22 protein-coding genes are annotated in these 24067 nt (G+C 64.7%); 5 read left to right on the plus strand and 17 right to left on the minus strand.

Annotated features, from left to right (window positions below; genetic code table 11):
• Positions 1-98 precede the first annotated feature (98 nt).
• Positions 99-1931 (plus strand): AMP-dependent synthetase/ligase, encoded by a 1833-nt coding sequence (locus AAFP35_RS21885; protein ID WP_419223766.1) that lies wholly within the window; start codon positions 99-101, stop codon positions 1929-1931.
• Here AAFP35_RS21885 and AAFP35_RS21890 read toward each other — a convergent pair.
• A complete protein-coding gene (locus AAFP35_RS21890) occupies positions 1918-2619 on the minus strand; it encodes a DUF998 domain-containing protein (RefSeq protein ID WP_419223767.1) in 702 nt (233 codons plus the stop codon). The two genes, AAFP35_RS21885 and AAFP35_RS21890, sit on opposite strands and share 14 nt — an antisense overlap.
• Before the next feature lie 178 nt (positions 2620-2797).
• Between AAFP35_RS21890 and AAFP35_RS21895 the strand changes: the two genes are divergently transcribed.
• Together AAFP35_RS21895 and AAFP35_RS21900 are read left to right on the plus strand one after the other, a co-directional pair.
• Positions 2798-3226, plus strand: coding sequence for a DUF6325 family protein (locus tag AAFP35_RS21895; protein ID WP_419223768.1), 429 nt, complete (start codon positions 2798-2800; stop codon positions 3224-3226).
• A 14-nt stretch (positions 3227-3240) separates the two neighbouring features.
• On the plus strand, positions 3241-3558 hold the full coding sequence (locus tag AAFP35_RS21900) for an SHOCT domain-containing protein (RefSeq protein ID WP_419223769.1): 318 nt from the start codon (positions 3241-3243) through the stop codon (positions 3556-3558).
• Between the two features lie 28 nt (positions 3559-3586).
• Here AAFP35_RS21900 and AAFP35_RS21905 read toward each other — a convergent pair whose 3' ends face one another.
• The 3 genes from AAFP35_RS21905 to AAFP35_RS21915 form a co-directional block, all read right to left on the minus strand.
• Complete coding sequence (locus AAFP35_RS21905; protein WP_419223770.1) at positions 3587-5221, minus strand: MFS transporter; 1635 nt, start codon at positions 5219-5221, stop codon at positions 3587-3589.
• A 92-nt stretch (positions 5222-5313) separates the two neighbouring features.
• Positions 5314-7428, minus strand: coding sequence for a glucose PTS transporter subunit IIA (locus tag AAFP35_RS21910; protein WP_419223771.1), 2115 nt, complete (start codon positions 7426-7428; stop codon positions 5314-5316).
• A gap of 238 nt (positions 7429-7666) precedes the next feature.
• On the minus strand, positions 7667-7978 hold the full coding sequence (locus AAFP35_RS21915; protein ID WP_419223772.1) for a hypothetical protein: 312 nt from the start codon (positions 7976-7978) through the stop codon (positions 7667-7669).
• A gap of 105 nt (positions 7979-8083) precedes the next feature.
• Between AAFP35_RS21915 and AAFP35_RS21920 the strand changes: the two genes are divergently transcribed.
• Positions 8084-8494, plus strand: a complete 411-nt coding sequence (locus tag AAFP35_RS21920; RefSeq protein ID WP_419223773.1) for a YchJ family protein — start codon at positions 8084-8086, stop codon at positions 8492-8494.
• 11 nt (positions 8495-8505) lie between these two features.
• Here AAFP35_RS21920 and AAFP35_RS21925 read toward each other — a convergent pair whose 3' ends face one another.
• The 12 genes from AAFP35_RS21925 to AAFP35_RS21980 form a co-directional block, all read right to left on the minus strand.
• Positions 8506-9138: a DUF2461 domain-containing protein gene (locus AAFP35_RS21925; RefSeq protein WP_419223774.1), complete on the minus strand. Its 633-nt coding sequence runs from the start codon at positions 9136-9138 to the stop codon at positions 8506-8508.
• 42 nt (positions 9139-9180) lie between these two features.
• Positions 9181-9831, minus strand: a complete 651-nt coding sequence (locus AAFP35_RS21930; protein WP_419223775.1) for an MBL fold metallo-hydrolase — start codon at positions 9829-9831, stop codon at positions 9181-9183.
• A gap of 86 nt (positions 9832-9917) precedes the next feature.
• Positions 9918-10679, minus strand: a complete 762-nt coding sequence (locus AAFP35_RS21935) for a MetQ/NlpA family ABC transporter substrate-binding protein (protein ID WP_419223776.1) — start codon at positions 10677-10679, stop codon at positions 9918-9920.
• 149 nt (positions 10680-10828) lie between these two features.
• Positions 10829-12436: a copper resistance CopC/CopD family protein gene (locus AAFP35_RS21940; protein ID WP_419223777.1), complete on the minus strand. Its 1608-nt coding sequence runs from the start codon at positions 12434-12436 to the stop codon at positions 10829-10831.
• 11 nt (positions 12437-12447) lie between these two features.
• Complete coding sequence (locus AAFP35_RS21945) at positions 12448-13158, minus strand: DUF1775 domain-containing protein (protein ID WP_419223778.1); 711 nt, start codon at positions 13156-13158, stop codon at positions 12448-12450.
• Positions 13151-14053: an ABC transporter permease gene (locus AAFP35_RS21950; RefSeq protein WP_419223779.1), complete on the minus strand. Its 903-nt coding sequence runs from the start codon at positions 14051-14053 to the stop codon at positions 13151-13153. Before AAFP35_RS21950 ends, AAFP35_RS21945 begins: the two co-directional genes overlap by 8 nt.
• On the minus strand, positions 14043-14903 hold the full coding sequence (locus AAFP35_RS21955; RefSeq protein WP_419223780.1) for an ABC transporter ATP-binding protein: 861 nt from the start codon (positions 14901-14903) through the stop codon (positions 14043-14045). Before AAFP35_RS21955 ends, AAFP35_RS21950 begins: the two co-directional genes overlap by 11 nt.
• Positions 14900-15967, minus strand: coding sequence for an ABC transporter substrate-binding protein (locus AAFP35_RS21960; RefSeq protein ID WP_419223781.1), 1068 nt, complete (start codon positions 15965-15967; stop codon positions 14900-14902). The genes AAFP35_RS21955 and AAFP35_RS21960 overlap by 4 nt, the downstream gene beginning before the upstream one ends.
• A gap of 157 nt (positions 15968-16124) precedes the next feature.
• Positions 16125-17030 carry an alpha/beta fold hydrolase gene (locus AAFP35_RS21965; protein ID WP_419223782.1) on the minus strand — a complete coding sequence of 302 codons (906 nt, stop codon included), beginning with the start codon at positions 17028-17030 and terminating at the stop codon, positions 16125-16127.
• A 160-nt stretch (positions 17031-17190) separates the two neighbouring features.
• Positions 17191-18621 carry an FAD-dependent oxidoreductase gene (locus tag AAFP35_RS21970; protein ID WP_419223783.1) on the minus strand — a complete coding sequence of 477 codons (1431 nt, stop codon included), beginning with the start codon at positions 18619-18621 and terminating at the stop codon, positions 17191-17193.
• Positions 18622-18757: 136 nt separating this feature from the next.
• Complete coding sequence (locus AAFP35_RS21975; RefSeq protein WP_419223784.1) at positions 18758-20326, minus strand: DUF222 domain-containing protein; 1569 nt, start codon at positions 20324-20326, stop codon at positions 18758-18760.
• A 166-nt stretch (positions 20327-20492) separates the two neighbouring features.
• A complete protein-coding gene (locus AAFP35_RS21980; protein ID WP_419223785.1) occupies positions 20493-21119 on the minus strand; it encodes a lipocalin family protein in 627 nt (208 codons plus the stop codon).
• Between the two features lie 443 nt (positions 21120-21562).
• Between AAFP35_RS21980 and AAFP35_RS21985 the strand changes: the two genes are divergently transcribed.
• Positions 21563-22720, plus strand: coding sequence for a type I restriction endonuclease (locus AAFP35_RS21985; RefSeq protein ID WP_419223786.1), 1158 nt, complete (start codon positions 21563-21565; stop codon positions 22718-22720).
• Positions 22721-22902: 182 nt separating this feature from the next.
• On the opposite strand, the gene AAFP35_RS21990 is transcribed toward AAFP35_RS21985, so the two are convergent.
• Positions 22903-23604: a M23 family metallopeptidase gene (locus tag AAFP35_RS21990; RefSeq protein ID WP_419223787.1), complete on the minus strand. Its 702-nt coding sequence runs from the start codon at positions 23602-23604 to the stop codon at positions 22903-22905.
• Positions 23605-24067: the final 463 nt, after the last annotated feature.

The following is a 24067-nucleotide window of genomic DNA, read 5'->3' on the forward strand; positions in this document are numbered from 1 at the left end:
TTACTGTTTGATTACCAATCTGCCCGAAGCCTGTCCGCCGCCCGGAACCGCCGGTACTGTGAGCTGCATCACGACCCGGCTACATGAGGACGGCGGCCATGGCACACCCCACCGAGATCTCGTACACGCACGAAAGTGGCGTCGCGGTGACGACCCTCCCCGAGGCGTTTGCGCAGACGGCCCGGATACATCCCGATGCGGTGGCCCTGCGCACCGTCGGTGGGATCGCCGAGATCACCTGGCGTCAGTATGCGAGCCGGGTCGAAGCAATTGCGAAAGGTCTTGCGGCGCTTGGGGTGCGCCACGGTGACACGGTTGGCATCATGCTGACCAACAGGCCCGAGTTCAACCTGGTGGACACCGCCGCCCTGCACCTCGGGGCGGTTCCGTTCTCGGTCTACAACACGAGCTCTCCCGATCAGATCGAGTACCTCTTCGACAACGCCGAGAACGCGGTCGTGGTGACCGAGCAGGTGTTCCTCCCGGTGATCCGCGCCGCCCGGACGGGAGTGACGACGACCGTCGTCGTCGACGGCGCCGCCTCGGACGCCACGAGTCTGGCCGAACTGGAAGCGATGGCGGCCCCCGACGGGTTTGATTTCGAGGCGTCGTGGCGCGCGGTGCAACCGGAAGATCTGGCCACCATCATCTACACCTCCGGCACCACCGGCCCGCCGAAGGGTGTGGAGATCTGCCACCGCAACATGGTGGCCGCCGCGGCCGCGAACCACGAGCATTTCCCGGTGGGCTTCGACGACCGGACCATTTCCTATCTGCCGGCCGCGCACATCGCCGACCGGGTGTGCTGCCACGCCGCCAACCTGATTCTGGGTATCCAGGTCACCACGGTGCCCGACCCTCGCGAGATCGCCGCGGCGCTGCCCGATGCGCGGCCGACGTTGTTCTTCGGCGTCCCGCGGGTCTGGCAGAAGATCCGCGCCGGCATCGAGGCGAAACTGGCCGAGGAGACCAGCGGGGTCAAGAAGAACCTCACCGGCTGGGCGTTCGGGGTGGGTGCGGCAACGGCGCGGGCACGTATCCGGGGCACCGGACTCGGCGTGATCGGCGAAACCCAGCACGCTCTCGCCGACCGCCTGGTCTTGCACAAGGTGCGCGCCGCGATCGGGATGGACGAGCTGAAATACGCCGCGTCCGGTGCGGCGGCCATCCCCGCGGAGGTGCTGGAGTTCTTCCTCGGCCTCGGCATCCCGGTCCTCGAGGTGTGGGGCATGTCGGAGACGACGGGAGCGGCGACGATCACCGACACCGAGACTCTGCGGTTCGGCACCGTCGGCACGGCGATGACCGGTGCCGAGCTCCGACTCGCCGATGACGGAGAACTCCTCGTGCGCGGACCACTCGTGATGCGCGGGTATCGCAAGGACCCGGAGAAGACGGCGGCGACGATCGACGCCGACGGATGGTTGTCGTCCGGCGACATCGCCACGATCGATGCCGACGGCACCGTCACGATCGTCGATCGCAAGAAGGAACTGATCATCAACGAGGCCGGGAAGAACATGTCGCCGACCAACATCGAGAATGCGATGAAGGCGGCATCGTCGTTGCTCGGCCAGGTGGTGGCGATCGGTGACGCCCGACCGTACGTCTCGGCACTCGTCGTGCTCGACCCGGATGGTGCGGCGGCGCGCGCGAAGATGCTCAACATCCCCGATGCCGACATGGCGACATTGGCGGGTCACGACTCCGTCGTCGAGGAGGTCGCCGCCGCGATCCGAGCCGGTAACGGGAGACTCTCGAGGGTCGAACAGATCAAGCGATTCACCATCGTCCCGACTGCGTGGGACCCGGGCGGGGACGAGCTCACGCCGACGATGAAGCTGAGGCGTAAGCCGATCGCCGCGAAGTACGCCGCGAGTATCGACCTGCTCTACACCGAACAGGTCGGTGGCGGGGTCATCGACCTGTAGCCGCGCGGTCGCGGGGCTCGCCGGCGATCGCCACACCCCAGAGGATCAGCCACAGCGTCATCCCGCCGACCTGGATGCGTTGGGCGAGTCCGAGTACGTAGTCGCCCGACAGGCCGTCGGCAACGAGCATCCACACCGTCGCCAGAGCGACGATCACCAGCACCGAGGCGCCTGCCGTGCGCATCATCGGCCACACCCCGGTCAGGTATGCGGCAAGGCAGGCGGAGACCATCGTGGTGAAGATCGCGAACACCGCGACGGTACTGGTCAGTGCGTGAAGGTGATGTAGTTGCGGCAGCAGTCCATTCGGTTGGTCCGGACACCCCGGATCGACGTGCGGAATGCACTCGATCGGCGACAACACGTCCGCCAGCGTCGCGGCGCCGAAGACACCGAGCGAGATCACCGCGGTGAGGCCGGGGACACCGCGTGTGACCGGACGCGGGATCACGAGGAGTGCGCAGGCGATCAGCGCGAACACCGCGGTGAGCACGTCGCCGACCACATAGATCTCGCGGTGCGGTCGGTGTGCGGCGTCTAGTTCGCTCAGAAATGTCCTGAGCGGATCGAGTGGTGTGGGAAAAAGGAACGCGAGAACCCACGACGAATAGCAGATCCCGGCCAGCGCCACGAGGATCCCCGCACCGACGACGCGGCCCGATGACCACCCCGTTCGCACTGACGACATCGGGTAAGCCTACTCACGCAGCGCACCGGGTTCGGTTGCGCTGTCTCACCCGTCGGAGGTGAGAATGACGTGAACCCGGACCCGCACGGCTCGGCCGAACTACGATCGAGGCGGGCGATCGTCGCGTTGTGTGTCGATCGGCCCGCACCTGTACAGCGCCCGACGCAGCGAGGTTCACATGACCGAAGAAGCCGTCCCCGAACTCGGACCCATCGATTACGTGGTGGTGGAGTGGGCAGACCGACAACCCAGTGGTGAGGCCATCCCGCACCTGGTCGACCTCGTCGATCGCGGCATCATCCGCATCCTTGATCTGGTCTTCGTGACCAAGGACGCCGACGGTACCGTGGCCGAGATCGCCATCGACCAACTCGGTGCACAGTTCGCCGTGCTCGAAGGGGCCAACGCGGACCTCGTCGGGCCCGACGACGTCGCCGAGGCCGCGAGCGTTCTCGAGCCGGGAACGTCCGCAGCGATCCTTGTCTACGAGAACTCGTGGGCGGGCCCCTTCGCCGCGGCATTGCGGCGCAATGGTGCGCAGATGGTGGCCTCCGGCCGCATCCCGATCGATGCACTCGTGGAAACCCTTGACGCCGTAGGCGCTTGAGACAGGAGACGATCATGCCAGGACTCATCCGCGCCGCGGCACGCACCGCGGTCATCGCCGGAACCGCAACGTCGGTCAGCAACAGGGTTTCTCGCCGCCAGGCCAATCGTTGGGCGCAGCAGGAGTACGACAACCAGCAGCGCTACGCCCAGCCTCAGTACCAGGCACCCCCGCCGCCTCCGCCGCCGCCGGCACCCGCAGCTCCTGCCGCCTCGGGGGCCTCGACGCAGGACACCATCGAGCAGCTCAAGGAACTCGGAGCCCTCTACCAGCAGGGCGTGCTCACCGAGCAGGAGTTCGCCGCGCAGAAGGCGAAGATCCTCGGAACCTGAGATCTCGACTCGGCGCCGGCGTCGCCGGTCAGGGCTGCGGTGGACCCGCACCGACCGGCGGCGGCGCGCCCAGCTCGGCGGCTGGGACCCGCGGCAGACGCTGCGCGATCACCAGTCCCAACGCACCGAGGAACACGGCCAGCAGGATGGCCTTCTTGATCGACGCGAGCTGTTCGGTTTCGTAGTGGTCGATCAGTGAGTCGACCTCGTCGGCCGGAATGCCGTTGGCGGCGGCGATCTCGTCGAGCTGATCGCGTCCGAGGATCTCGACGCCGTCGGCCGATGCCTCGGCGATCCGGCTCTTGGTGGCCGCCGATATCGACGGATCAGCCTGCGCGGCCTCATTGAATCCGGCGCTGAGTGAGGCGATCAGCAGCGCACCGAGCATCGCGACCCCCACCGAGGTGCCGATGTTCTGGGCGGTGCCCTGCAGTCCGCCTGCCTCACCGCGTTCCGAATCGCCGGCCGACGACATGATCACATTGCCCAATTGCGAAGCGATCAAACCGAATCCGGCTCCGAACACCGCCATCCCGATCGCGAACAGCACGCTTCGCATCTGCGCATCGATGGTGGTGACCAACAGCAGAGAGCCGATGATCACCAGGACCAGACCGATGCGCACCATGCGCCGAGGTGACTGTGTCGCAGCGAATCCCGGGCTGGCGAATGCCGCGATGAGCATGGCCAGCGACATCGGCGCCAGGGCCAGGCCGGTCTGGAATGCATCCTTGAGCAGGACGTACTGCAGGTAGATCGGGATGACGAAGAACATCCCGCCGATGATCGTCTGCTGCGCAACCAACATGGCCAGTCCGTTGCGTAGCTGCAGCTTTCGGAGCAGGTCGGGGTGCATCAGCGGGGTGGCGCCGTGCTCGACGACACGTCGCTCCCACGCGAAGAAGCCGATCAGGACGAAGATGCCCGCCGCGATCATGAACGGCACCACGGAGAAACCGAACGGGGTGATCTCGGTGTCGCCGATGGTCAGTGCACCGGACGGCCGGACGAATCCCCATGTGCCTGCTTTGAGCAGCGCGAGCACGATCAATCCGAGACCCAGCGCCGACAACACGGTGCCGCCCCAGTCCATGCGCCGCGACCCCGACCGACCCGTATCGGCGATCACCCGCACACAGGCGATGATCACCACGCACACCACGGTTTCCGCCGCGAACACCACACGCCAGGTGAGGGCCTCGGTGACCCAGCCGCCGATGAGCGGACCGGCCGCAGCGCCTGCGGCGGCGATGCCGCCGAGTGCGCTGTAGGCGGTGGCCCGACGTGCCCCGTCGTAGTTGGCCGCGGTCAGCGAGATGATCGCCGGCATCACCAACACCGCACCGGCGCCTTCGACGAAAGACCAGCCGAACAAGAGCACACCGATGTTCGGACTCAGAGCGGTGATCAGGGAACCGGCGCCGTACACGAGCAATCCCACCGCGAACACCCGTCGGCGGCCGAACATGTCGCCCAACCGTCCACCGAACAGCATGAACGAGCCCATGACGAGGGTGTAGAGGGTGATGGCCAGCTGGACCTGGGTGATGGTCGTGTCCAGGTCGGCCACGACGGCCGATACCGACACGTTCATCACGGTCGTGTCGAGCACCATGATGAACTGAGCCGCGCACAGGATGATCAGGACGCCCCAGCGTTTCACTCACAAAGGCTAAGCCCGAACCTGGTGTGCGGAGCGGCCTCGCGGCGTACCCCGCAGTGGAATCATCCGGATCGGATGAGACCTGTCGACGATCAGGCTGTCGTCGCCGCTGCCTTCGCCTCGACGGAGAGCACCGGCGTACCGACCGTCACGCTCTCGCCTTCCATCAGCGGGACGACGGCAGCGAACTTCTTCGTGTTCATCACCACGACGGGCGTGATCATCGGAAAGCCGGCGGCCTCGATCGCCTTCGGATCGAAGGTGACCAGTGGTGTGCCCGCCTCCACCTTCTGGCCAGCCTTGACCTTGACGTCGAAGCCCTCACCCTTCATCTGAACGGTGTCGATCCCGACGTGGATCAACAACTCGATCCCGCCGTCGAGGACGAGGCCGAAGGCGTGGCCGGTCGGTTGCGCGGCGACCACAGTGGCGTTGGCCGGGGCATAGACCGTGTTGCCGGTCGGTTGGATCGCGACGCCTCCGCCCATGGTGCCCTTGGCGAACACCGGATCCGGAACCTCACTCAACGGGACGACCGAACCGTCGAGTGGCGCACCGATCTCGATCGCCGGACCGACCTCGCGGGGTTCGGCTTTCTCCGCGGTCGCCACCGCCGTTGCACCGCCGGTGGCGGCGGCCGCCGAGGCTGCCGCGGCCGCCCCGGGCGGCACCACCGTCTCGTCGGCGGGCATGGCCGCGTCCACACCGGTGTCCAGGCCTGCCGCGCGGGCAGATTCCTCGGCGTCGCGTGCGGCCTCGAACTCTGCCTGTTGTTCCGGGGTCCGGAATCCGGACATGAGGACGAGTGCCATCGCCACGAAGAACGCCGCGGCCACCGCGATGGTGTACAGGATGACGCTGTCGAACGCCGGGATCGTGAGCAACGAGGTGAACACGAAGGCGTTGGTCGTGACGCCGCCGCCGATACCGATGATGAGGCCGCCGACGAAGCAGCCCACCAGCATTCGTGGATAGATCCGTTTGAATCTCAGATGGATGCCGTACAGCGACGGTTCGGAGATACCACCGAGCAGACCGGCCGCCAGCGCGCCGGTCGCCGTCTGTCTCATCTGCGAATCCCGTTGGCGCCAGGCGATGACGAGTACCGCCGCCGTCGCGCCGAAGCAGGCGAAGTTCCACGCACCCATCGGGCCCTGGATGAAGTCGTAACCGAGGGTCTGGATGTTCAGGAGCATGATCGCGTTGATCGGCCAATGCAGTCCGAGAGGGACCATGAACGGGTAGGCCAGCGGGATGACGATCGCGAAGATGAACGGCGAGAAGTCGTTGATCGACTTGAGGATGTCGGCCAGGCCGGCACCCACATAGACGCCGATCGGTCCGATCAGGAAGGCCGTCAACGGGATCATGATCAGCATCGCGACGAACGGGACGAAGATCAGCTGCACGTTCTCGGGGATCAGCTTCTTGAGCCCCTTGTACAACGGTCCGAGCACCGCCGCCATCAGCAGAGGCGGGAACACCTGCGAGCTGTAATCGAACACGGTCAGCGGCACGCCGAAGATGTCGATCGTGTTCACATCGAATCCGAAGACCGAATGGTGTTGTGCGTCATCGGCGAACGCGGTGTAGCTGGGCAGCATCAGGACCGCCATGATCGCGAATCCCACCCAGGGATCGGCATCGAGCTTTTTCGATGCGTTGTAGGCGATCATCAGCGGCAGGAAGACGAAAACGCACTGCCAGCACAGATTCACGAACTGCCACGACGGCGACAGCTCGGTACGGGGGTCGGCCCAGTTGCCGATGACGTCGAGGGTGCTCATCAACGACATGAACGTGATGAACAACGATGCACCGAGCAGGGCGCCGAGGATCGGCCGGAAGGAGTCGGACAGGTACTCGAAGAGGGAGTCGAGCCAAGCGGTCTTGCCGCGCGGTCCTTGCGAGCGGGCAGCGGCCTTGATCTCGGCATCCGTGGGTTTGCCCCCGCCGCCTGCCATCTCCGGCAGCTCCATGATCTCGTTGTAGACCGTCTGGACGCCGCCGCCGATCACCACCTGATAGCGGTTGCCTGCCTGGGGTACCGCGCCCAACACGCCGTCGATCGCCTCGAGGTTCGACTGTTCGACGGCGGATGAGTCGCGCAGCTGAAAACGCAGCCGCGTTGCACAATGCGTGAGACTTACGATGTTGCCCGGTCCGCCGACACCCTTGAGGATCTCGGCTGCCTCTTTGGTAGACATGACTCTCCCTTTGAGTGACGCGCCCGTTTTTCAGTTGTTGCGATGGGGTTCCGACGCGTATGCGCAGAACCCCAGATGTCCCGGATCGTATCGCCTGTCACAGCCCCTGCGTGCCGAGATGACTGAACGAGGCGCAAACCGTGACGCGGCGCCGCTACCTGGTCAGGGAGCGGTCCTCTGCGACGACGGCAGTGCACGGGAGAGTCGCGTCGTCGCGGTGGGACGGGAGTGCGCGGGGTCAGGCGACCTTGCGGTCGGCGGAGGCGACATCGCCGAGGAGCCCGCCGGGATCGACGATCATGACGACCGGTCCCATGACGTCACCGGCACGCTCGATGACCGCATCGATCTGGGCCGACTCCGCCGGATCGGCGACGATCGCGAGGATGCGATCGTGGACCTCCGCATTCACGAACGGCACCAGATCGTGCTGTCGGCGTCCGGTGACCGCGACGTTGCGGCCGGACTGGAGTACCTGGTCGACGATGGCATGGGAGCGGAGGCTGCCGTCGAGGACGACGAGAACGGTGTCGGTGTGATGGTTGCGCATGGATTCATCTCATCGGGCAGCACTGCGACCCGAATGTGTCCCGCCTGTCAGTTGGCTGAACGTGGCCGTGTCCGGCCAGACGGGGCACCGTTTAGGCTCGACACGATGACGAAAGACGCGATCTCCGGAACCGATCGGTGCCCGTGCACGTCCGGGCTCACCTTCGGTGAGTGCTGTGGTCCGGTGCTGGACGGGGAGCGGTCCGCTGCCACGGCCGAGGCGTTGATGCGCTCGCGCTACACCGCGTTCGTGGTGGACGATCGCGATTACGTGCTCGACAGCTGGCATCCGCGTACCCGACCGCGGCAACTCGATCTCGACGATGCCATGCGGTGGTACCGGCTCGACGTGGAGGCGGTGGTCGGTGGCGGTCCGTTCGACGACACCGGCGAGGTGACGTTCACCGCGCACTACCGCGCCGACGGTGAACGCGGAACGCTCCACGAACGCAGTCGATTCGAGCGACGCCGCGGACGGTGGGTGTACGTCGACGGATTCGTCATGCCGGGCGTCTAGCGACCAGCGATTCAGATCCCGCCGTGCCGGACGGTCCACTCGACAAGCGGCATACCGGCGCGCCAGTCGTCGCGGATCTTGTCGACGAGTTCGGGGGTGTGGATCACTTCGGGGAAACCGTAGTCACGGACCGCCGTCAACGACTTGTGGCGCAACAACTCGATACGTGGATGCCCGACGTCCCAGCCTCGCGGTGCGGTCTTGAGCACTCTTCCGGCGATCTCCCATCCGGTGTCGCGCAGCGACTCGACGATTCGTTCGAGTTCGGCGCCGTGGCGTCGGTCGTCGATCGCCGCACGGATCGCGGCCAGCCGCTCGGCCGACGCCTCGTAGAACCCCGCGGCGACCCGAACGCCGGGAGCACCGATCTGCACGTAATAACCGGTTGCGGGTGCGACCGCGACGAATGCACCCTGGTGCGTCTTGTACGGCGTCTTGTCCTTGGCGAAACGGACGTCTCGGTAGGGCCGGAACACCTTGGCAGCACCGAACTCGTCCGCCAGCGCCTCGGTCAGCGCATGCATCGGTTCGGCGACCGCGCTCCGGTAGATCTCCTTGTGCGCCTCCCAGAAGACCTTCGAGTTGTCGGCTTCGAGGTCGTCGTAGAAGTCGAGGGCCGCCTCGGGGAATCCCTGGAAGCTCATGGGGGAGAGGTTACTCGCCGGGACATCGGCACCGACGATCCGTCAGACCGCCACCAGATCGCGGCTCTCGCCGAGGTCCATCGACTCCAATCGTGTTCCGGTGAGGGAGTTCTCGCCGAGGAACATCTCGGTGGTGGCCTTCCCCGCGTCGCTGAGCATCAGGTCGTGAATGGCGATGCTGAGGTTCGGACGCACGGCCCGGACGAAATCGATGGCCTGTTCGGTCGAGATCCACGGACCACTGACCGGAAGCAGTAGCGTCTGGATGGGGCGGCCCGGGTTCAGATAGGCGTCCCCGGGGTGATAAACGGTGCCGTCGATGAGGAATCCGACATTGTCGATCTTCGGGATCTCGGGATGGATCACCGCGTGGTCGCCGACGAAGGTCTCGACCGTGAAACCGGCGATCTCGAACGACTCGCCGGTCGACACGGCGTGTACCTGTCCGGCGACATCCGAGAGTGCATCGGCGATCGACGCGGGTCCGTACAGTTCGAGGTCGGCACGGTCGGTCAGTGCCGCAATGATCTTGTCGGTGTCGAAGTGATCGAAGTGCTCGTGGGTGATGAGCACGGCGTCGGCGTCGGCCAGCAGCTCTACGGAGTTCGGGGTCAACGTACCCGGATCGATCAGCAGGGTCTTGTCGTCCTTGGTCAGGGTCACGGTGGCGTGGGTGTACTTGGTCAGACGCATGACGATCTCCGATGTCCGTTCGAGTGGGCTCCGCAGTCCAGGCTAACCCCCACGGTGGACTCGAGAATTCGGGTCCGGACAGTCACCTAGACGCAGCTCCGCGGACCGGCATAGTCGCCGGCTGCGCCCACATAGGTGTTCGCGGGCGCGGGCACCTCTGGTTCGGGACGAGCGGGATTCGCCCCGATCACCGAGCCGCCGAACCCGGCGTCGACGTACTGGGAGATCTCCGGACCTTCCAGTCGATGGGCGAGCACGGCCAGCGCCGGATCGTCGCTGTCACGTCCCCGACCGACGAGGACGTTTGTGTAGGGATTGTCTGCGGCAGGTTCACGCAGCAGGGGACGGTCAGGGTCGAAGCCGTTGGCACGCGCGGTGTCCGGATTCATCACGACGAGGTCGACCGCGTCGACCAGTTCTGGGAATTGCACGGGGTCGGCTTGCGAGATGGTCAAATGTCGTTGTGAGTCGGTCACATTGGCTTCCGTCACGGTGAGGTCAGAGAGCGCCGTACCGCCGAATGGCTTGTTGAGTGTCATCAGCTTGGCGTACTGCAGTAGGTACAAGCCCCGAGACAGTGGGGCGGGCCCGGCAGGAATCAGCACGGTGCCGAAATGTGGGACGGTGTCGAGCGACGCGCATGAGCGCGAGTACAGGCCGTACGGCACCACGTGCACGCGGGCAAGGACCGTCAGACCGTCGATGCCGTCGCGCCGGGTCTGGCCCTCGAACGCGGGAATGTGTTGGAAATAGGCGGCATCGGCCTCGCCGTCGGCGACCTGCCGGTTCGCGTCCGGTCCCGCATGCCGGATGTCGAGGTGCAGTTCGTCACCGTCACGTCTGGCCACCTGCTCCAGGATCTGCCGTTGGGGGCCGTCTCCAACAAGGATCGTGAGGCGGCCTTCGCCCGTACCGGCAGTGGTGTCCACCTGTGCGTCTGGCGCGCATGCTGTCAGGAGCACCAGCGAGATCACCGTGCAACACAAGAGGAATCGCTTCACCACACCACATACCTCACTGCTGTGACGACGGGACTCGTCCCGTCGTCGACGACGATCGACAGCGTCCACTCGGCCGGTGTCGGAATGATGACGTTCTCACTCGTCCACCGGCCGTGTCGTTCGGTGAGTTGCACCGGGAGCCGCGCGACCCCGGCAGTTCTCGACGACAGCGTGGCGCTGATCGCCGTGACAGTCCTTCGTGCGGCTGCGTCGGGTTCCAAGCGAACCGTCACCGGTCCGCGTCGGGTGGTGTCCGCGTGGACGGTCAGCGTGCCCCGCTCGAGTCTGGCGGTCGCGGTCAGTGCCGGGCCGTAGTCGTCGCGAGCCGGCACGGACGAGGCCAGTACCGTCGTCAGCGCGAGGACCACCGCGCCCGCGACCAGTTCGGCGTACACCGGCCACGGGCCGCCGGCCCGCGAACCCAACCAGCGACGGGCCCAGAACGCGAACACCACGACGGCGATCACGGCGGTCACCTTACCGAGCAGGATCAGTCCATAGTCGGTGCGCCACAGCGAGTCCACGGGATACACCCGCCGTGCCGCCTGATAGATGCCGGTCGCGAGCACCAGGGCCAGACATGACGATGCCACTACCGCCCACGGTCTCGGCGCCAGCGTCGACCGACCACCCACCACGAGCGCCACGACGCCCCCGATCCAGATCGTCATGGCGAGAACGTGGGTGGTCGTCGACACCACGGCGAACGTCGAATCGACACCGGTCGCCGCGTGGCCGCCGGCCGCGAAGGTGTAGGAGATGAGGGCACCGGCGGTCAGGGGAACCGCGGTCGGCCGCCACGGAATCCGGCGACGAATCACCCAACACATCAGCAGCAGTACAACGCCGAGCCGGATCAGCAGCCGCACACCGAGCGGCGACTCCGACGTCGCCGACAATCCTTCGAACCGAAGCACACTGGTCCAGTCGGCCGAGCCCTGAGCGTACGGGCCCTGAACGGTGAGGTTGAAAACTGCACCGACGGCGACGAGTAGGCACCCGAGCAGGGCGACACTGGTCAATCGCCGCACTGTTCGGGTGCCGGCGAGGGCCCCTGGGGTGCCGGCGAGTGCCATCGCGACCAACAGGCCAACGGAGAGCACGGCGCCCGAATAGCCCAACACTCGAGCCACCTCGATGGCAATCGTCCAGCTGCCGCCCGCCTGGCCGTACTCGATCGGGCGCCCGACGTTCACGTCGTTGTCTTCCACGTCGCCGACGGTGAATCGAATCGAATAGGCCACCACGTGGGTGTCTGCCGAGACGGCGCGCACCGTTGCCAGATAGACGTCGTTGGTCAGGTTGGCGAGAATTGCGACCTTGATCTGCGTCCGGTCCGCGGACACCGACGGTTCGCCGAGCGTCAGCCGGTCGTTGTCTGCCGAGATGAGGGCAACGCTTCCCGGGACGAGCTGGACCGGCTCGTCCATGGTGAACGAAACTGATTCCGGCGCGGTGTCGAGCTGGGCGCCCTGGGTTGGCGAGGTGGCCACCAGGTTGGCGTGTGCGGCCGCGGGCGCGGCGCCCACCATCACCCCGATGATGACGGCTGTGGCAGCGATGACCCCGGCGCCGTACCGCCGGGTGCGAATCGGGCTTCTCACCGCCGCTGTGATCAGTGCGCGCGCAGGCGGCGGTGAACCACCCACGCATAGCCCACGGCAACCAGCGCGATCAGTAGCGCCACCACAGCGATGCCGGTGGCCACTCCGGTACCGGCGTGCGACTCCGAATGCGCGACGGTGTCGACCTCGTCGTGTTCGTCTGTGGCCGAATTACCGTGCTCGTCGGTGTCTCCGGCAGCTGCCAACGTCACCACGGGTGCCGGGTGCGCCAGCTCGGCGTGGTGATCGAGCGCGCGCTCATCCCATTGCACCACAGAGCCGTCCGAGTAGTGCTGTGCCACCGGAATTGCCACGGACTCGACGTCCGGCCAGGGGCCGGCGGAGATGGTGAACGAGCCGAACTCGTCGGGCCCGATCGCGTGTGAAGGGTTGTCGGCCTGCCAGACCAGGCGTCTCACGGTTCCGTCCCCGGCGCGGTCGAGGTGCGCCGTCCAGCCCGAGACGGGCTGGGTACGGACCGACGTGAACGTGGTGGTGCCGTCGAAGGCGAGCACCACCTCGGTGGTGGAGGCGTTCGGTGACTCGGTGGGTACCTGGAATGTGGCCGTGCCCCAACCGCCCCGGGTGGGTGAACTCTCGGCATCGGCCCGAACGTGCGCCGACGCGGGCTGGGTGGGCACGACCAGCACGAGGAGAGCCAGCGCGGCTACTGCGGCGAGGAGCCGGACCACGCGTGCCACGGGTGCGTGGACCTCAGCCATTGGTGATGCCTTCCTGCCAGCTGGTGAGCCGGCGTTCCACCAGCACCAGAACGTAGTTCACCGCAAGACCAAGGAGTCCAAGGAGTAGGATGCCCGCATACATCTGCGGAATCCGGAACGTCTGCTGCATGGTGAGCGTGAAGATTCCCAGGCCGGCGGGCGCGCCGACCATCTCGGCCGCCACCAGGACTGTGATCGCATACGCGCCGCCCAGGCGTATGCCGGGAAAGATCCGTGGGATCGACGCCGGTAGAACGACTTTGGTGAAGATGAACCATTCGCTCGCGCCCATGCTCTTGGCTGCGTCGATCTGCAGTTTCTCCACATCCTTCACCGCGGAGATGGTGGTCAGGAGGATCGGCCAGACCGCCGCCCAGGTCACGATTGCGTATTTCGACGGCTCGCCGAGACCGAAGAACAGCAGGAAGACGGGGAACAGGGCCAGGGCGGAGAGCTGCCGGAAGAACTGTAGTACCGAGTCGATGATCCGCTCGAATGGCTTGAACCAGCCGATCGCCACGCCGAGCGTGACACCGATGAGGATACCGAGGCCGAACCCGACCAGCGATCGCCGCAGGCTTGGCCAGACGTGTCGGCGGATGTCGCCGCCGGGAAGCAGGCCGTCGACCAGCGAACGCACCACTTCATGTGGCGGCGGCAGGTAGTGTTCGCGCACCACGCCGGTCCAGATCAGGACGTACCACAGCAGCACGAAGCCGATCCAGCCAACCGCGGAATTGGCGAAAAACCCAGAACTCCAACGCAAACGGTGCCAACGACGGCCGGGGCCGGGCGAACCCGGGACGTCTCGCGGCCGGGATCCGTCATCGCCGCGGTCGGTCGTCTGGGGTCGACGATCCTCGACAGAGACGGCCGTGCGCGATTCAGGCGACATCACGTACCTCCGCACGCAGGATCTCGGCCACGGAGCGGCGGATGGCAACGAATTCCGGTGAATTGCGGATCTCCTCGGTCCGCGGACGGGGCAGATCGATGTCGACGGTCTCCTTCACTCGACCGGGTCGTGCGGTCATCACCGCGACCCGGTCGGCGAGGAACACTGCCTCGTCGATCGAATGTGTCACGAACAAAACGGTTTTGCGCTTGGCTCCGTCCTGCTGACTCAGCCCCCAGATACGCAACAACTCCAGCTGGAGTAACTCGCGGGTGTTCGCGTCGAGCGCGGCGAACGGTTCGTCCATCACCAGAATGCTCGGGTCGTAGGCCAGGGCACGAACGATCGCCACACGCTGTCGCATCCCACCGGACAGTTGATGCGGGTAGCTGTGCAGGAACCCACCGAGCCCGACCTTCTCCAGCAGTTCGGTCGCGATGGCCCGGCGTTGCGCCTTGCGCACACCGCGGATCTCCAGGCCGGTCTCGACATTGGCCAGCACCGACCGCCAGGGCAGCAACGCATATCCCTGGAACACCACGCCGATGTCGCGGTTCACCCCGGTCAGTGGCTCGTCTCCGACGAGAACCTCGCCGTCCGACAATGTCTCGAGTCCGGCCAGGATGTTGAGAAACGTCGACTTGCCGCAACCGCTGGGCCCGAGTAGCGCCAGGAACTCGCCTTCTGGAATGGCCAACTCGAAGTCCGACAGTACGGTGAGCTCGTCGGTCTTGACGCGCCCGGTCTTGCGGGGCGGGAACGTCTTGGTCACATGCCGCGCGACGATCTTGTCAGGTCCGCGGCCGACAGGGTCCTGGACATCGTCGATCTTGTTGTCGGGCACGGTCATTTCTCACCCGCGGTCAGGTCGACCTGGTTGTCGGCCTGGGTTTCGAGTAGTTGATCGCTCTTGGCGTATGGGTTGTACTGGTTGGTGGCGACATCGTCGGCGGTCAACGAACCCTCGGGCACCTGACCGAACGTCACCAGGGTGTCGATCCAATACTGGATCTGCTTGCGGTCGATGATCGCGTTGTTGACGTATGCGTAGCGCGTGATGTCCTTGACGTCTTGCTTGACGCGCTCGGCGATGTACTGGCGAGCCTGATCGGGGTTACGGTTGACCCAGCTCTGGGTCTTGCCGAGGATGCCGACGAACTCCTCTGTCTGTGCTGGGAATCGTCGGATGAACTCGCCGTTTCCTGTGTATGGCTGGCTTCCGCTCTCTCCGCCGTCGAGGTCGAAATCGCTGAACAGGCTGACCAGGTCGGGATTGTTGAGCGCGTGCCCGGAGAACGGTGCGTGGATGATGGACAGATCTGACGCCCCGGTCTCCACGGCCTGCTCGGACTGCGTATCCGGGGTGGGTACCCAATTGATCTTGTCGACGTCAACACCCTTCTTGCTGAGGTACTGCTTGGTGACGTATTCGGCGCAGGCGCCGAACCCGTTCATCGCAATCGTCTTGCCCTCCAGCTTGTTCAGGTTCTCGGCAGTGATCCCGGAATCTTTGTGCACGAAATAGTTCATGTGTGGTGCATCGGGGAGTGTGCGATTTGATGCCGCGATGATCTTCAGATCGGCGCCGCCGTTGATCGCGGAGATGGTCAGCGAAGCCATTCGGGTCGAGAAGTCCAGATCGCCGGTGTCGGTGAGGGGGATCAGCTGATTGGCGTCGACGGCACCCACATACTTCGGCTTGATGCCGGCGTTCTGGAAGTAACCGAGTTTGTCTGCGAGATACACGAGGTCGAAACTCGGGTTGTCGGCATACTTGAAATAGACAGGATTCTTCGGATCCGAGACGTCACCGGGCGGGCCGCTGAGCTCCTCCGAGCCACCGCAGGCTGCGGTCCCGAGAAGGGCTACGGCGGCGGCGAGGGCAGTCAGGGCCCGCGTCAAGGTCTTCTTCATTCTTATTCCTAGGTTTAGGATCGAATAGGGCGTTCACGCATAGCGGCAGAACACATCTCGCGGAATTCAATCAGGCGCAGACGATCTCGTCACCGCTTCGGGTCACGGTGAGCAAAAGCGGGTATTCCGGGCATTGACGCTGTTCCCGGCATGGAGTTCAGGCCACACTCCGAATCGCTCGGACGACTGCTTCGGGGGCCTCGGATTGAGGGAAGTGTCCGATGCCGTCGAGTTCGATGAAGTGTGCGCGCGGCAAGATCCCACGTGCCGCGTCGAGGACGGTTCGGCCCGAAACCGGGTCGTCGATACCCCAGATCAACTGCAGTTCGCCCGAATAGTCCTCCAGGGCACTCTGCCAGCGTCGATGATGCCGGTCGCGCTCCGCGTTGTACCTGATGTGTTCGTGAGCCAGTCGATGCCCGTCCGACAGCGAGATCCCGGTCCACAGCTCGTCGAAGTCGTTCGGGCTCAACGGTTCGCGACGGACCGACGAGATTGCCTTGCCGAGGAACCGTTTGGTGATCAGTCTCGAGACCAGCGGGCCGAGGACCGGTGTCGCGAGTGCGCGTTGGAAACCCGTCGGGCGGTAGGCGTCGTAGACGACGCCGCAATTGAGGAGGTGGATAGCGCCGACCTCGAATGCCAGTCGCCCTGATCGCAGCCGGTCGAGCAGTTCCTGCCCGACGATGCCCCCGTAGTTGTGCAGGACGAGGATCGCGTCGTCGATGGCGAGGTGGTGGAGCAATTCTTCGACGACGTCGGCCGACTCCGCCACGGTGTAGTGGTACCCGCGGGGTTTGTCGGATGCTCCGTAGCCGAGGAAGTCCAGCGTGACCACACGATGGTCGCGCTCGAGTTCCGTTGCGACGGCGGCATAGTCATAGGACCAGGTGGGAAAGCCATGCAACATCAACAATGGCGTACCCTTGCCGCGCACGCGGAAGGAAACGCTGTGCCCGGTAGACGTCTCGAATCGTGCGCCCTGAGCTATCCATTCGCGCGCCGTCGGCAGACCGGACCCACGTCGCTGCGAATGGTCTGCCGGACCCGAACTCGCTGACATGAGCGACCCCATTCCATGGCGCGTGCACGCCGTCGGACAGATTGGCTGGTCATCTCAACCTGCGACGAGAGTCCGCCGAAGTCAACGACCGGCATGAAAGCGAGCATGGGTGACCGCAAGGGTTGACATCACCCCTCGGATGGTCGTCATGTCGCGTGAATCAGCCGACGAGTGGGCCGCACCGGATACCGAACCTCTCGCCGACGATGTCGAGCGAACGTTGCTGCCGGGCACGGTCGCGTCGATGCGTGGCCAGGACACGTGCAACGCCGATCATGCGGCGCGGGAACGGATACCAGAGATCGAAGTCGAGACCGCAGTCCTGGAGAACAGATCGGGGCACGTTGTCCATGACGAGACCCAGATTGTGTAGCGCAAGGGTCAGGACCACACACGGAGCGGCGGGTTTGGCCACCCGCAACAGTTCGCTCATGTCCACCTCGTAGAGCGGGACGTCGGCGAGTGACCGCAGCATCAACAGATGGGTCAGGTAGTAGCCGGCGAAACTGGTGAGGTGAAACGTGGCGGACTGGGGTTGGATCGTGACCACCGAGCCGCTCGGCGACATGTACGGCTCATAGGGGCGGTCGTTCGGGCGGAGATATCCGGTGCAGTTGACGATCACGCTGCCGGCACGGGTCGGCAGCGTGGTGCCGTCGCGGAGGACGAGGGCGGCGTCGTCATCGTGATCGATGACGTCGTCCAAGTGGCCCATCGTCATCGAACTGATCCCGGCGGAGATCGTGCGAGCTTCGGCTTCGGACAGGATGCCCAGCATGTGATGGCGAGCCTCGGGGGTCACCCCGGTGCCATACGTGTCTCGAAGCCAGCTGAGGGTCTGTTCCTCGTTGGTGCCGTCGAAGCGGCGGACGCAGTCATACGCCACTCGATTGACGGGTGTACCTCGCCACCATCTGTCGACGCCTGTGGGAAAGCATGCGTCGCGATTCATGAAGAAGGTTCCTGTGCCGGCGACGAGGTGCACCTCGCGGGACGGATATGTGGTGACCAGCGTGTGCGCGGTGTCCATCGCTGTCTTGCCGCTCCCGATTATCCAGATGGGATCGGAGTTGTCGCCGGTCGCGCCGTCGAGTAGGTCGCCGGTGTCCGGTGACACCGACCTGACACGCGAACTCGACACTGCGAGTGGTTCATTCGCCTCGATCTGAAATCCGAAAGCCTTGACGAGCCGCGTTGCACGCACCTCCATCATCGCGCCGTCGGAGTCGCAGGTTATGCATACGCCGTCGTCGGTCTCGGTATGGGACTCGTAGCTTGCGCCGAAGTAGGTCTCCACATGGACGTCCCTGCGGATCGCGTCGAGACAGTGTTGGAAATGGTCGAGGACCTCGTTCTTGGTGGCGAGGTAGGACCGCTCCCGGCCCAGTGCCCAAGGGATGTCGCCGACGGTGAAGAAGGGGTGCGGTTGATGGAGACGAACGTAGGGATAGGTGTCCGTCCACATCCCGCCGACTCGTGTTCGTTTGTCGATCAGGACGATACGACCGCCCGGTGGCAGGTACCGGCTGGCGACGAACAGGGCGTTCAAGCCTGCAATACCCGCACCGACGATGCAGACGTCGCAGGTCACGCGCACCACCGGGGGCTGATCTGTCGCTGATGTTCCCTGGTCCACGGCTATAGGATTCGCCGTCCCGTCCGAGGCTTCACGAGTAGTCGACTACTCGATCTGACAGTGCTTCTTCTCGTGATCGGCGGACAGCGAATCAGCTGTGGTGGTGTGGCCGGCCGTTAGAGTCTGTGTCCCAGTCTATTTCGCGTACGGACCATCCCGCCGAGACGAGGCGTGGTACTCGTCGGCGTTCTTCTTGTCGGTGATAGACGCGGTGTGGTGGTGACTTGTCCGGTGGTGAGGTGTCGCCGTGGAGGTGGCGGGTGAAGGATTCGGCGACATGGTGGAGCCGGTTGATGCGAGGCGGGTTGCTCGGTTGGCCTGCGTCGGTGTTGAGCGTCCAGGCAGGTCGTCCGGTGTCGGGGCCTTCTGTGACGATGTGGGTGCGGTACTGGCCCGGTTTGGGGCCCACTCGCCGGTTGTCGGGTGGACATGCCCCGGCCAGCGCGTTGATGTCGGTGAAACCGCCATCGGCCCAGTCACGGTGGGCGTGATGCGCTTCGAGGTGGGTGAACGGCTGGGTGCAGTCTGGGCAGGTGCAGCCGCTGCCGTCGCGGGCGAACAGGGCGAATCGTTGGGATCGGTTGGCGAACCGACTCGCTCGCCCCAGATAGAGGATCTCGGGAGTGTGATCGGCGAACACGGCCAGGTGCATCTGGGCGCGGGCGGCCACGTCGATCACGTCGCGGATCGGCAGACATGCACCGCCGGCCGTCTCGGCGATCCCGGCCTGTTCGCGCAGCTGGGTTTCGGTGATCTTGATGATCAGATGTGGTGGCAATCCACGGTGACTGCGCCCGAGGAGCCCGCCGTCGAGGACTGCGGTCAACAGCGCCTTGAATGCGTCGTGGTTGCGCTGGGCCGGGGAGCGGTGGTCGCGTCCGGCGGCGTCCTTGAGTACCTCGGGGTCGGTGTCGTCTTTGCTGCCCTGCGGCGACTGCTCGTCGTCGGGGTTGTTCATCCCCGGAGCCGCCCACGCATCGAGCACCACATCGAACATGGACCGCGTCAGGGGATCGAGGCTGCCCCGCACAGTGCTCATGAGCTGGGCGTCTTGCTCGCCCACGCTGAGTCCCCGGCGCCGGGCGCGGTCTGCGTCGTCGGTGACCGACCCATCGGGGTCCAGATGGGCCAGGATGCGCGCACCCAGCTCGGCGACGCCTCGTGGTGTGAACTCGCGCGCACCCTCGGCGAGGGTGCGTTCTGCGAACTCCTTGTGCTCGGCGGGGATTGCTGCGGGAATACGATTCAACGCCTCGAGGATCTTCTGCACGTGCTCCGGGCCGATCGCCCCTTCGGCAACCGCTGCTGCGGTCTCTGGACACTTCGGGGGCAGTGGTTCACCGTGCAGCGAGTGCATCGGCACCAACGCTTCCATGTGCTTGCGTCGCATCGTCGGGTTCGCGATCCGCAACGGGCCGGCCATGAAATCGTGCAGTGACCGATAACCGGCCCGCATGTGCGCGCCGCGATCGGAGACGTCCAGGACGCGTTGATGACCGAGGCCGCTCATCCGCCGAGCGGCGAGCTCGTGCGCGACTGCGACCTCGATCGACTCCGTGTCCGACGCGGGGCTCGCATCGGCTGCGTCGATCCTGTCCAGCACGTCATGCAGCTCGGCGTACAACGCGACGATCTCTGTCTGCGGTACGTCGCCGACCATCGCGCCCACCCCCTGTATGTCGAACGCATGTTCGAGTTTAGCGGAGGTTTGGGGCCCGCGCAAGACTCGGATCCGGGACGTTTCGGAGCCGGGTATCGTTGTGCAACTGGCGAATTCGACCCCAAGGGCGAGCGCGATGGGTGTCGGCGAACGCGACCTCGAGTGACTACACGGTGCAGAGCGGGGAGTGGTCGGTGCGGCCGCCCGTGGTCGGTGTCACGAGGAACGTGCACGAGTTGAAGCCCACCTTCTCGATCTGGCCGCGCAACATGCGCAGGGTCGACGTCGAGACGACCTTGTCGCGGGAGAGAAGGAATCCCGACGTCCTCGTCGGGTCGCCGACGACGGCGAATCGGTAGGGATCGTCCGGGGTCTTGCCGTCACCGATCCAGGCGACGATGTAGTTGGGTGTGTTGCCCGGATCGATGCTGACCGGGACCTGTGGGAACTTCACGGACAGTTGGGCTTTGGTGACCGGGTCGACGACGCTGGCGCGACCCTGCACGCGATTGCGCTGGCCGGTGAACGTGGCGCAGGTGTTCTCCACCCCGATGGTCGTGGCGTCGATCGGCGTGTACGTGGCCTTGGTGTCCTTGGCGCAGTTCAGATTGAAGAAGGCCGGCACGGCCGCGAGTTGCCACCACGAACCCAGATACCGAGTTGTGTCGAGCTTGGGGATCGGTTGCAGGGGAGCGGCCGATGCGGGCCCGGTGGTCACGAACAACGCCCCGATCGTGAGGGCTGCCGTCGCAAGCAACATGACGAGCGAGCGGGTCGTGTGGGAGATGCGCATGAAGGCTCCGTTCGGTGTGCTGGTGTTGGTGCCAGCTATTCGGAACCGTGGTGGGGGTGGATGGGTCTGGGTTCGGGTACGTGATGATAGGCCGCTGGGGCGCCCGGCGATCACGAAAGAAACTAGGCGCGCCGTGACGTCACCTGTCCGAGGGGAGATCTCAGCAATCTCCGCTTTCGACTTGCTGTGCGGACTCGCCGAAATCGAGACCGCTGCGGTTTGTGGCGCAGTGGGACTGATCCCACCCCGTGTCCGATCGGTATATACCGAAAGAATTCGGGGGCATGAGCTCATGAGCTCAGCGGGCCGATGATCGGCTGCTCACTGGTCTGCTGACGTTATGGCCATTGAAGTCCAGCGAAGATGCTTTTGATGAATATCAGATTAGGCGGCTCGCGCGTCAACTATCGTCATCCCAAAACTTACCGGAAGGGTATATGGCAATGATGGTGACCGATGGAATCAAGACGCTCGCTGCAAAAATCAGGGACAAGCGAGCCAGCATCGAGACCGAGGAGGCAACCAAGAACGCTTTCATCATGCCGTTCATCTCGAATGTGCTCGGGTACGACGTGTTCGATCCTGCCGAGGTGGTACCAGAGTTCACTGCTGATGTGGGTGTTAAGAAGGGCGAGAAGGTCGACTACGCGATCTTCAAAGACGGGCAGGTTCAAATTCTGATGGAGTGCAAGAAGATCGGGGATGCTCTCGATCTTCGGTATGCGTCTCAGCTATTTCGATATTTCTCAGTCACATCGGCGCGGATCGCGGTATTGACGAACGGTCAGCAATATCAGGTGTACACCGATGGTGACTTGCCGAACAAGATGGATGAGAAGCCGTTCCTGATCTTCGATCTGCTGGATCTGGACCGAACCTTGCTGCCCGAGATCGAGAAACTTTCGAAGGCGTCATTTGATCTGGACTCGGTGGTCAGTGCGGCTCAGGAGTTGAAGTACATCGGTGGTATTCGACGAATCATCGCAAACGAGATCAAGGAACCGAGTGACGATTGGGTCCGGTACTTCGTGGCCAAGGTGTATGAGGGGAAGGCTACGCAAAGGGTCATCGAGCAGTTCCGACCTCTTGTTGCGAAGGCGGCTGCGCAATATATCGGCGGACAGGTGAACGATCGGCTGAAGACTGCACTCGGCGAGGATGCGGACCAGCAGTCCGAGGTTGCGGCTCCCGCGTCAGAGCGAGCGGTGCCGGTTGCCGGGGCGGCGGACGTGACACCTCCCGCGGAATCCGTGGCCGACCCTGCCGTCGTGACCACCGATGAGGAGTTGGACGGTTACAACATCATTCGCGCTATCGCAGTCGCCGAGGTAGCGCCGGAGCGCGTCGTCTATCGGGATGCCAAGACGTATTTCGCGGTCCTCCTCGACGACAACAATCGAAAGCCGATTGCTCGCCTGTATTTGAATGGCAAAAGCGTCAAATACTTGATGACGTTCGAGGATGGCAAGGACGGTACCCGCCGCGACATCGAGTCGGTCGTCGACATCTATCGGCATGCCGACCACATTCGGTCGGTGCTGCGACAGTATTCGAGTCCCGCGTCTCCTGTAGTGCATCCGGCGCCGATGGATGCGCCGTAGCAAGATTGCGGCGAACAGTTCGCCGAGAGTCAACAGCCGCCTGACGCGGCCAAGCTACACCAAATCATGATGCGAACAGTCGTGGCCGCGCCGACCCGGACTCGGGACCAGAGCGCGGCGACCTCATGGAACCGTGAGGCTGCCGCGCCCCGGCTGTCAGGAAAACAGGTCGATGCGCAAGGTCACGGATGAACGTTGCGCTTGTTCAGCCAGACCTGCGGGTTGATCTTGTTGTCGTTCTTGTCCCAGACCTCGTAGTGCAGGTGCGGGCCGGTGGATTCACCGCGGTTGCCGACCGTGCCGATCTGCTGTCCGGCGCTCACGTGCTGGCCTGCGTGCACGAAGCTCTTGTCGACATGCCCGAAGACGCCGGTGGTGCCATCGTCCTGTCGGACCCGAATCCACTGACCGAAGCCCGATGCCGGGCCGGACTCGAGGACGACTCCGTCGGTCACCGCATAAACGGGCGTCCCGATCTTGTTGGCGATGTCGACGCCGTTGTGGTTGGTGCCCCAACGATGGCCGTAGCCAGAGGTGACGGTGCCGCTGACGGGCGCCACTGCGCGGCCCGGGCCCGGCACGAACGTGTGCGGGGGAAGGATGTTGCGCGCGAGGTCGTCGAGCTGCGGCGGAAGTGTCAGGTTCACCGGCAGGGCAGGCTTCTGCGGCGCAGGCTGCGCCATCGCGTGAGCGGTGCCGCCGACGGTCAGGCCCACGGCGCCGGCAAAGGCGGCCACTGCGCTGACCTTCATCTTGGTGGTCCAGGCGCTGCGGACGGTTGCGCGATGCTGGCCGTTGGGCTCGGTGCGGGACGCGGAGTCGGGCAGGACGCGGGAAACGGGCGTCGAGGTCTGGGCGTTCAGTCGGTGTCGTGGCACGTTCATGTCCGTTTCGTTTGGTAACAGTGCGGTATCGGCAAGGACACGGCGAGGTTACTCACACGGACATAAACGAAGCCTGAGAAAGCGGGCCGAGGGTGAGGGGAGTCATCGTCGAACGGGGCGGGAGGCGAACGTCACGATCGCCCTGAAAGTGCAGTTCAGTAGCCCGATCCACGCTCGGTGTGCGAGGGACTCGAGCTCTCGCTGTGGTCGTCGTCGACCGCGCGGATTCGGCTGCGAATCGTCGGCAACGGCTTGATAACGACCCGTCGAGCGCAGACGTCGGCAGTGCGTTGGCCCCGGCGTCCGACCGGGGATCGTGACCGAGTGTTCTTCCCCCTGTTTTCTGTTCTTCCCCCGTCAACTAGCGGGGGAAGAACAGAAAACAGGGGGAAGAACATTCGGGTTAAAGGCCAAAATGTGTGTATGGAACCCCGGATTTCCGGGGGCTGACCTCGGGTGATGG

It is taken from the genome of Gordonia sp. CPCC 206044, from assembly GCF_048537895.1.
GTDB lineage: Bacteria > Actinomycetota > Actinomycetes > Mycobacteriales > Mycobacteriaceae > Gordonia.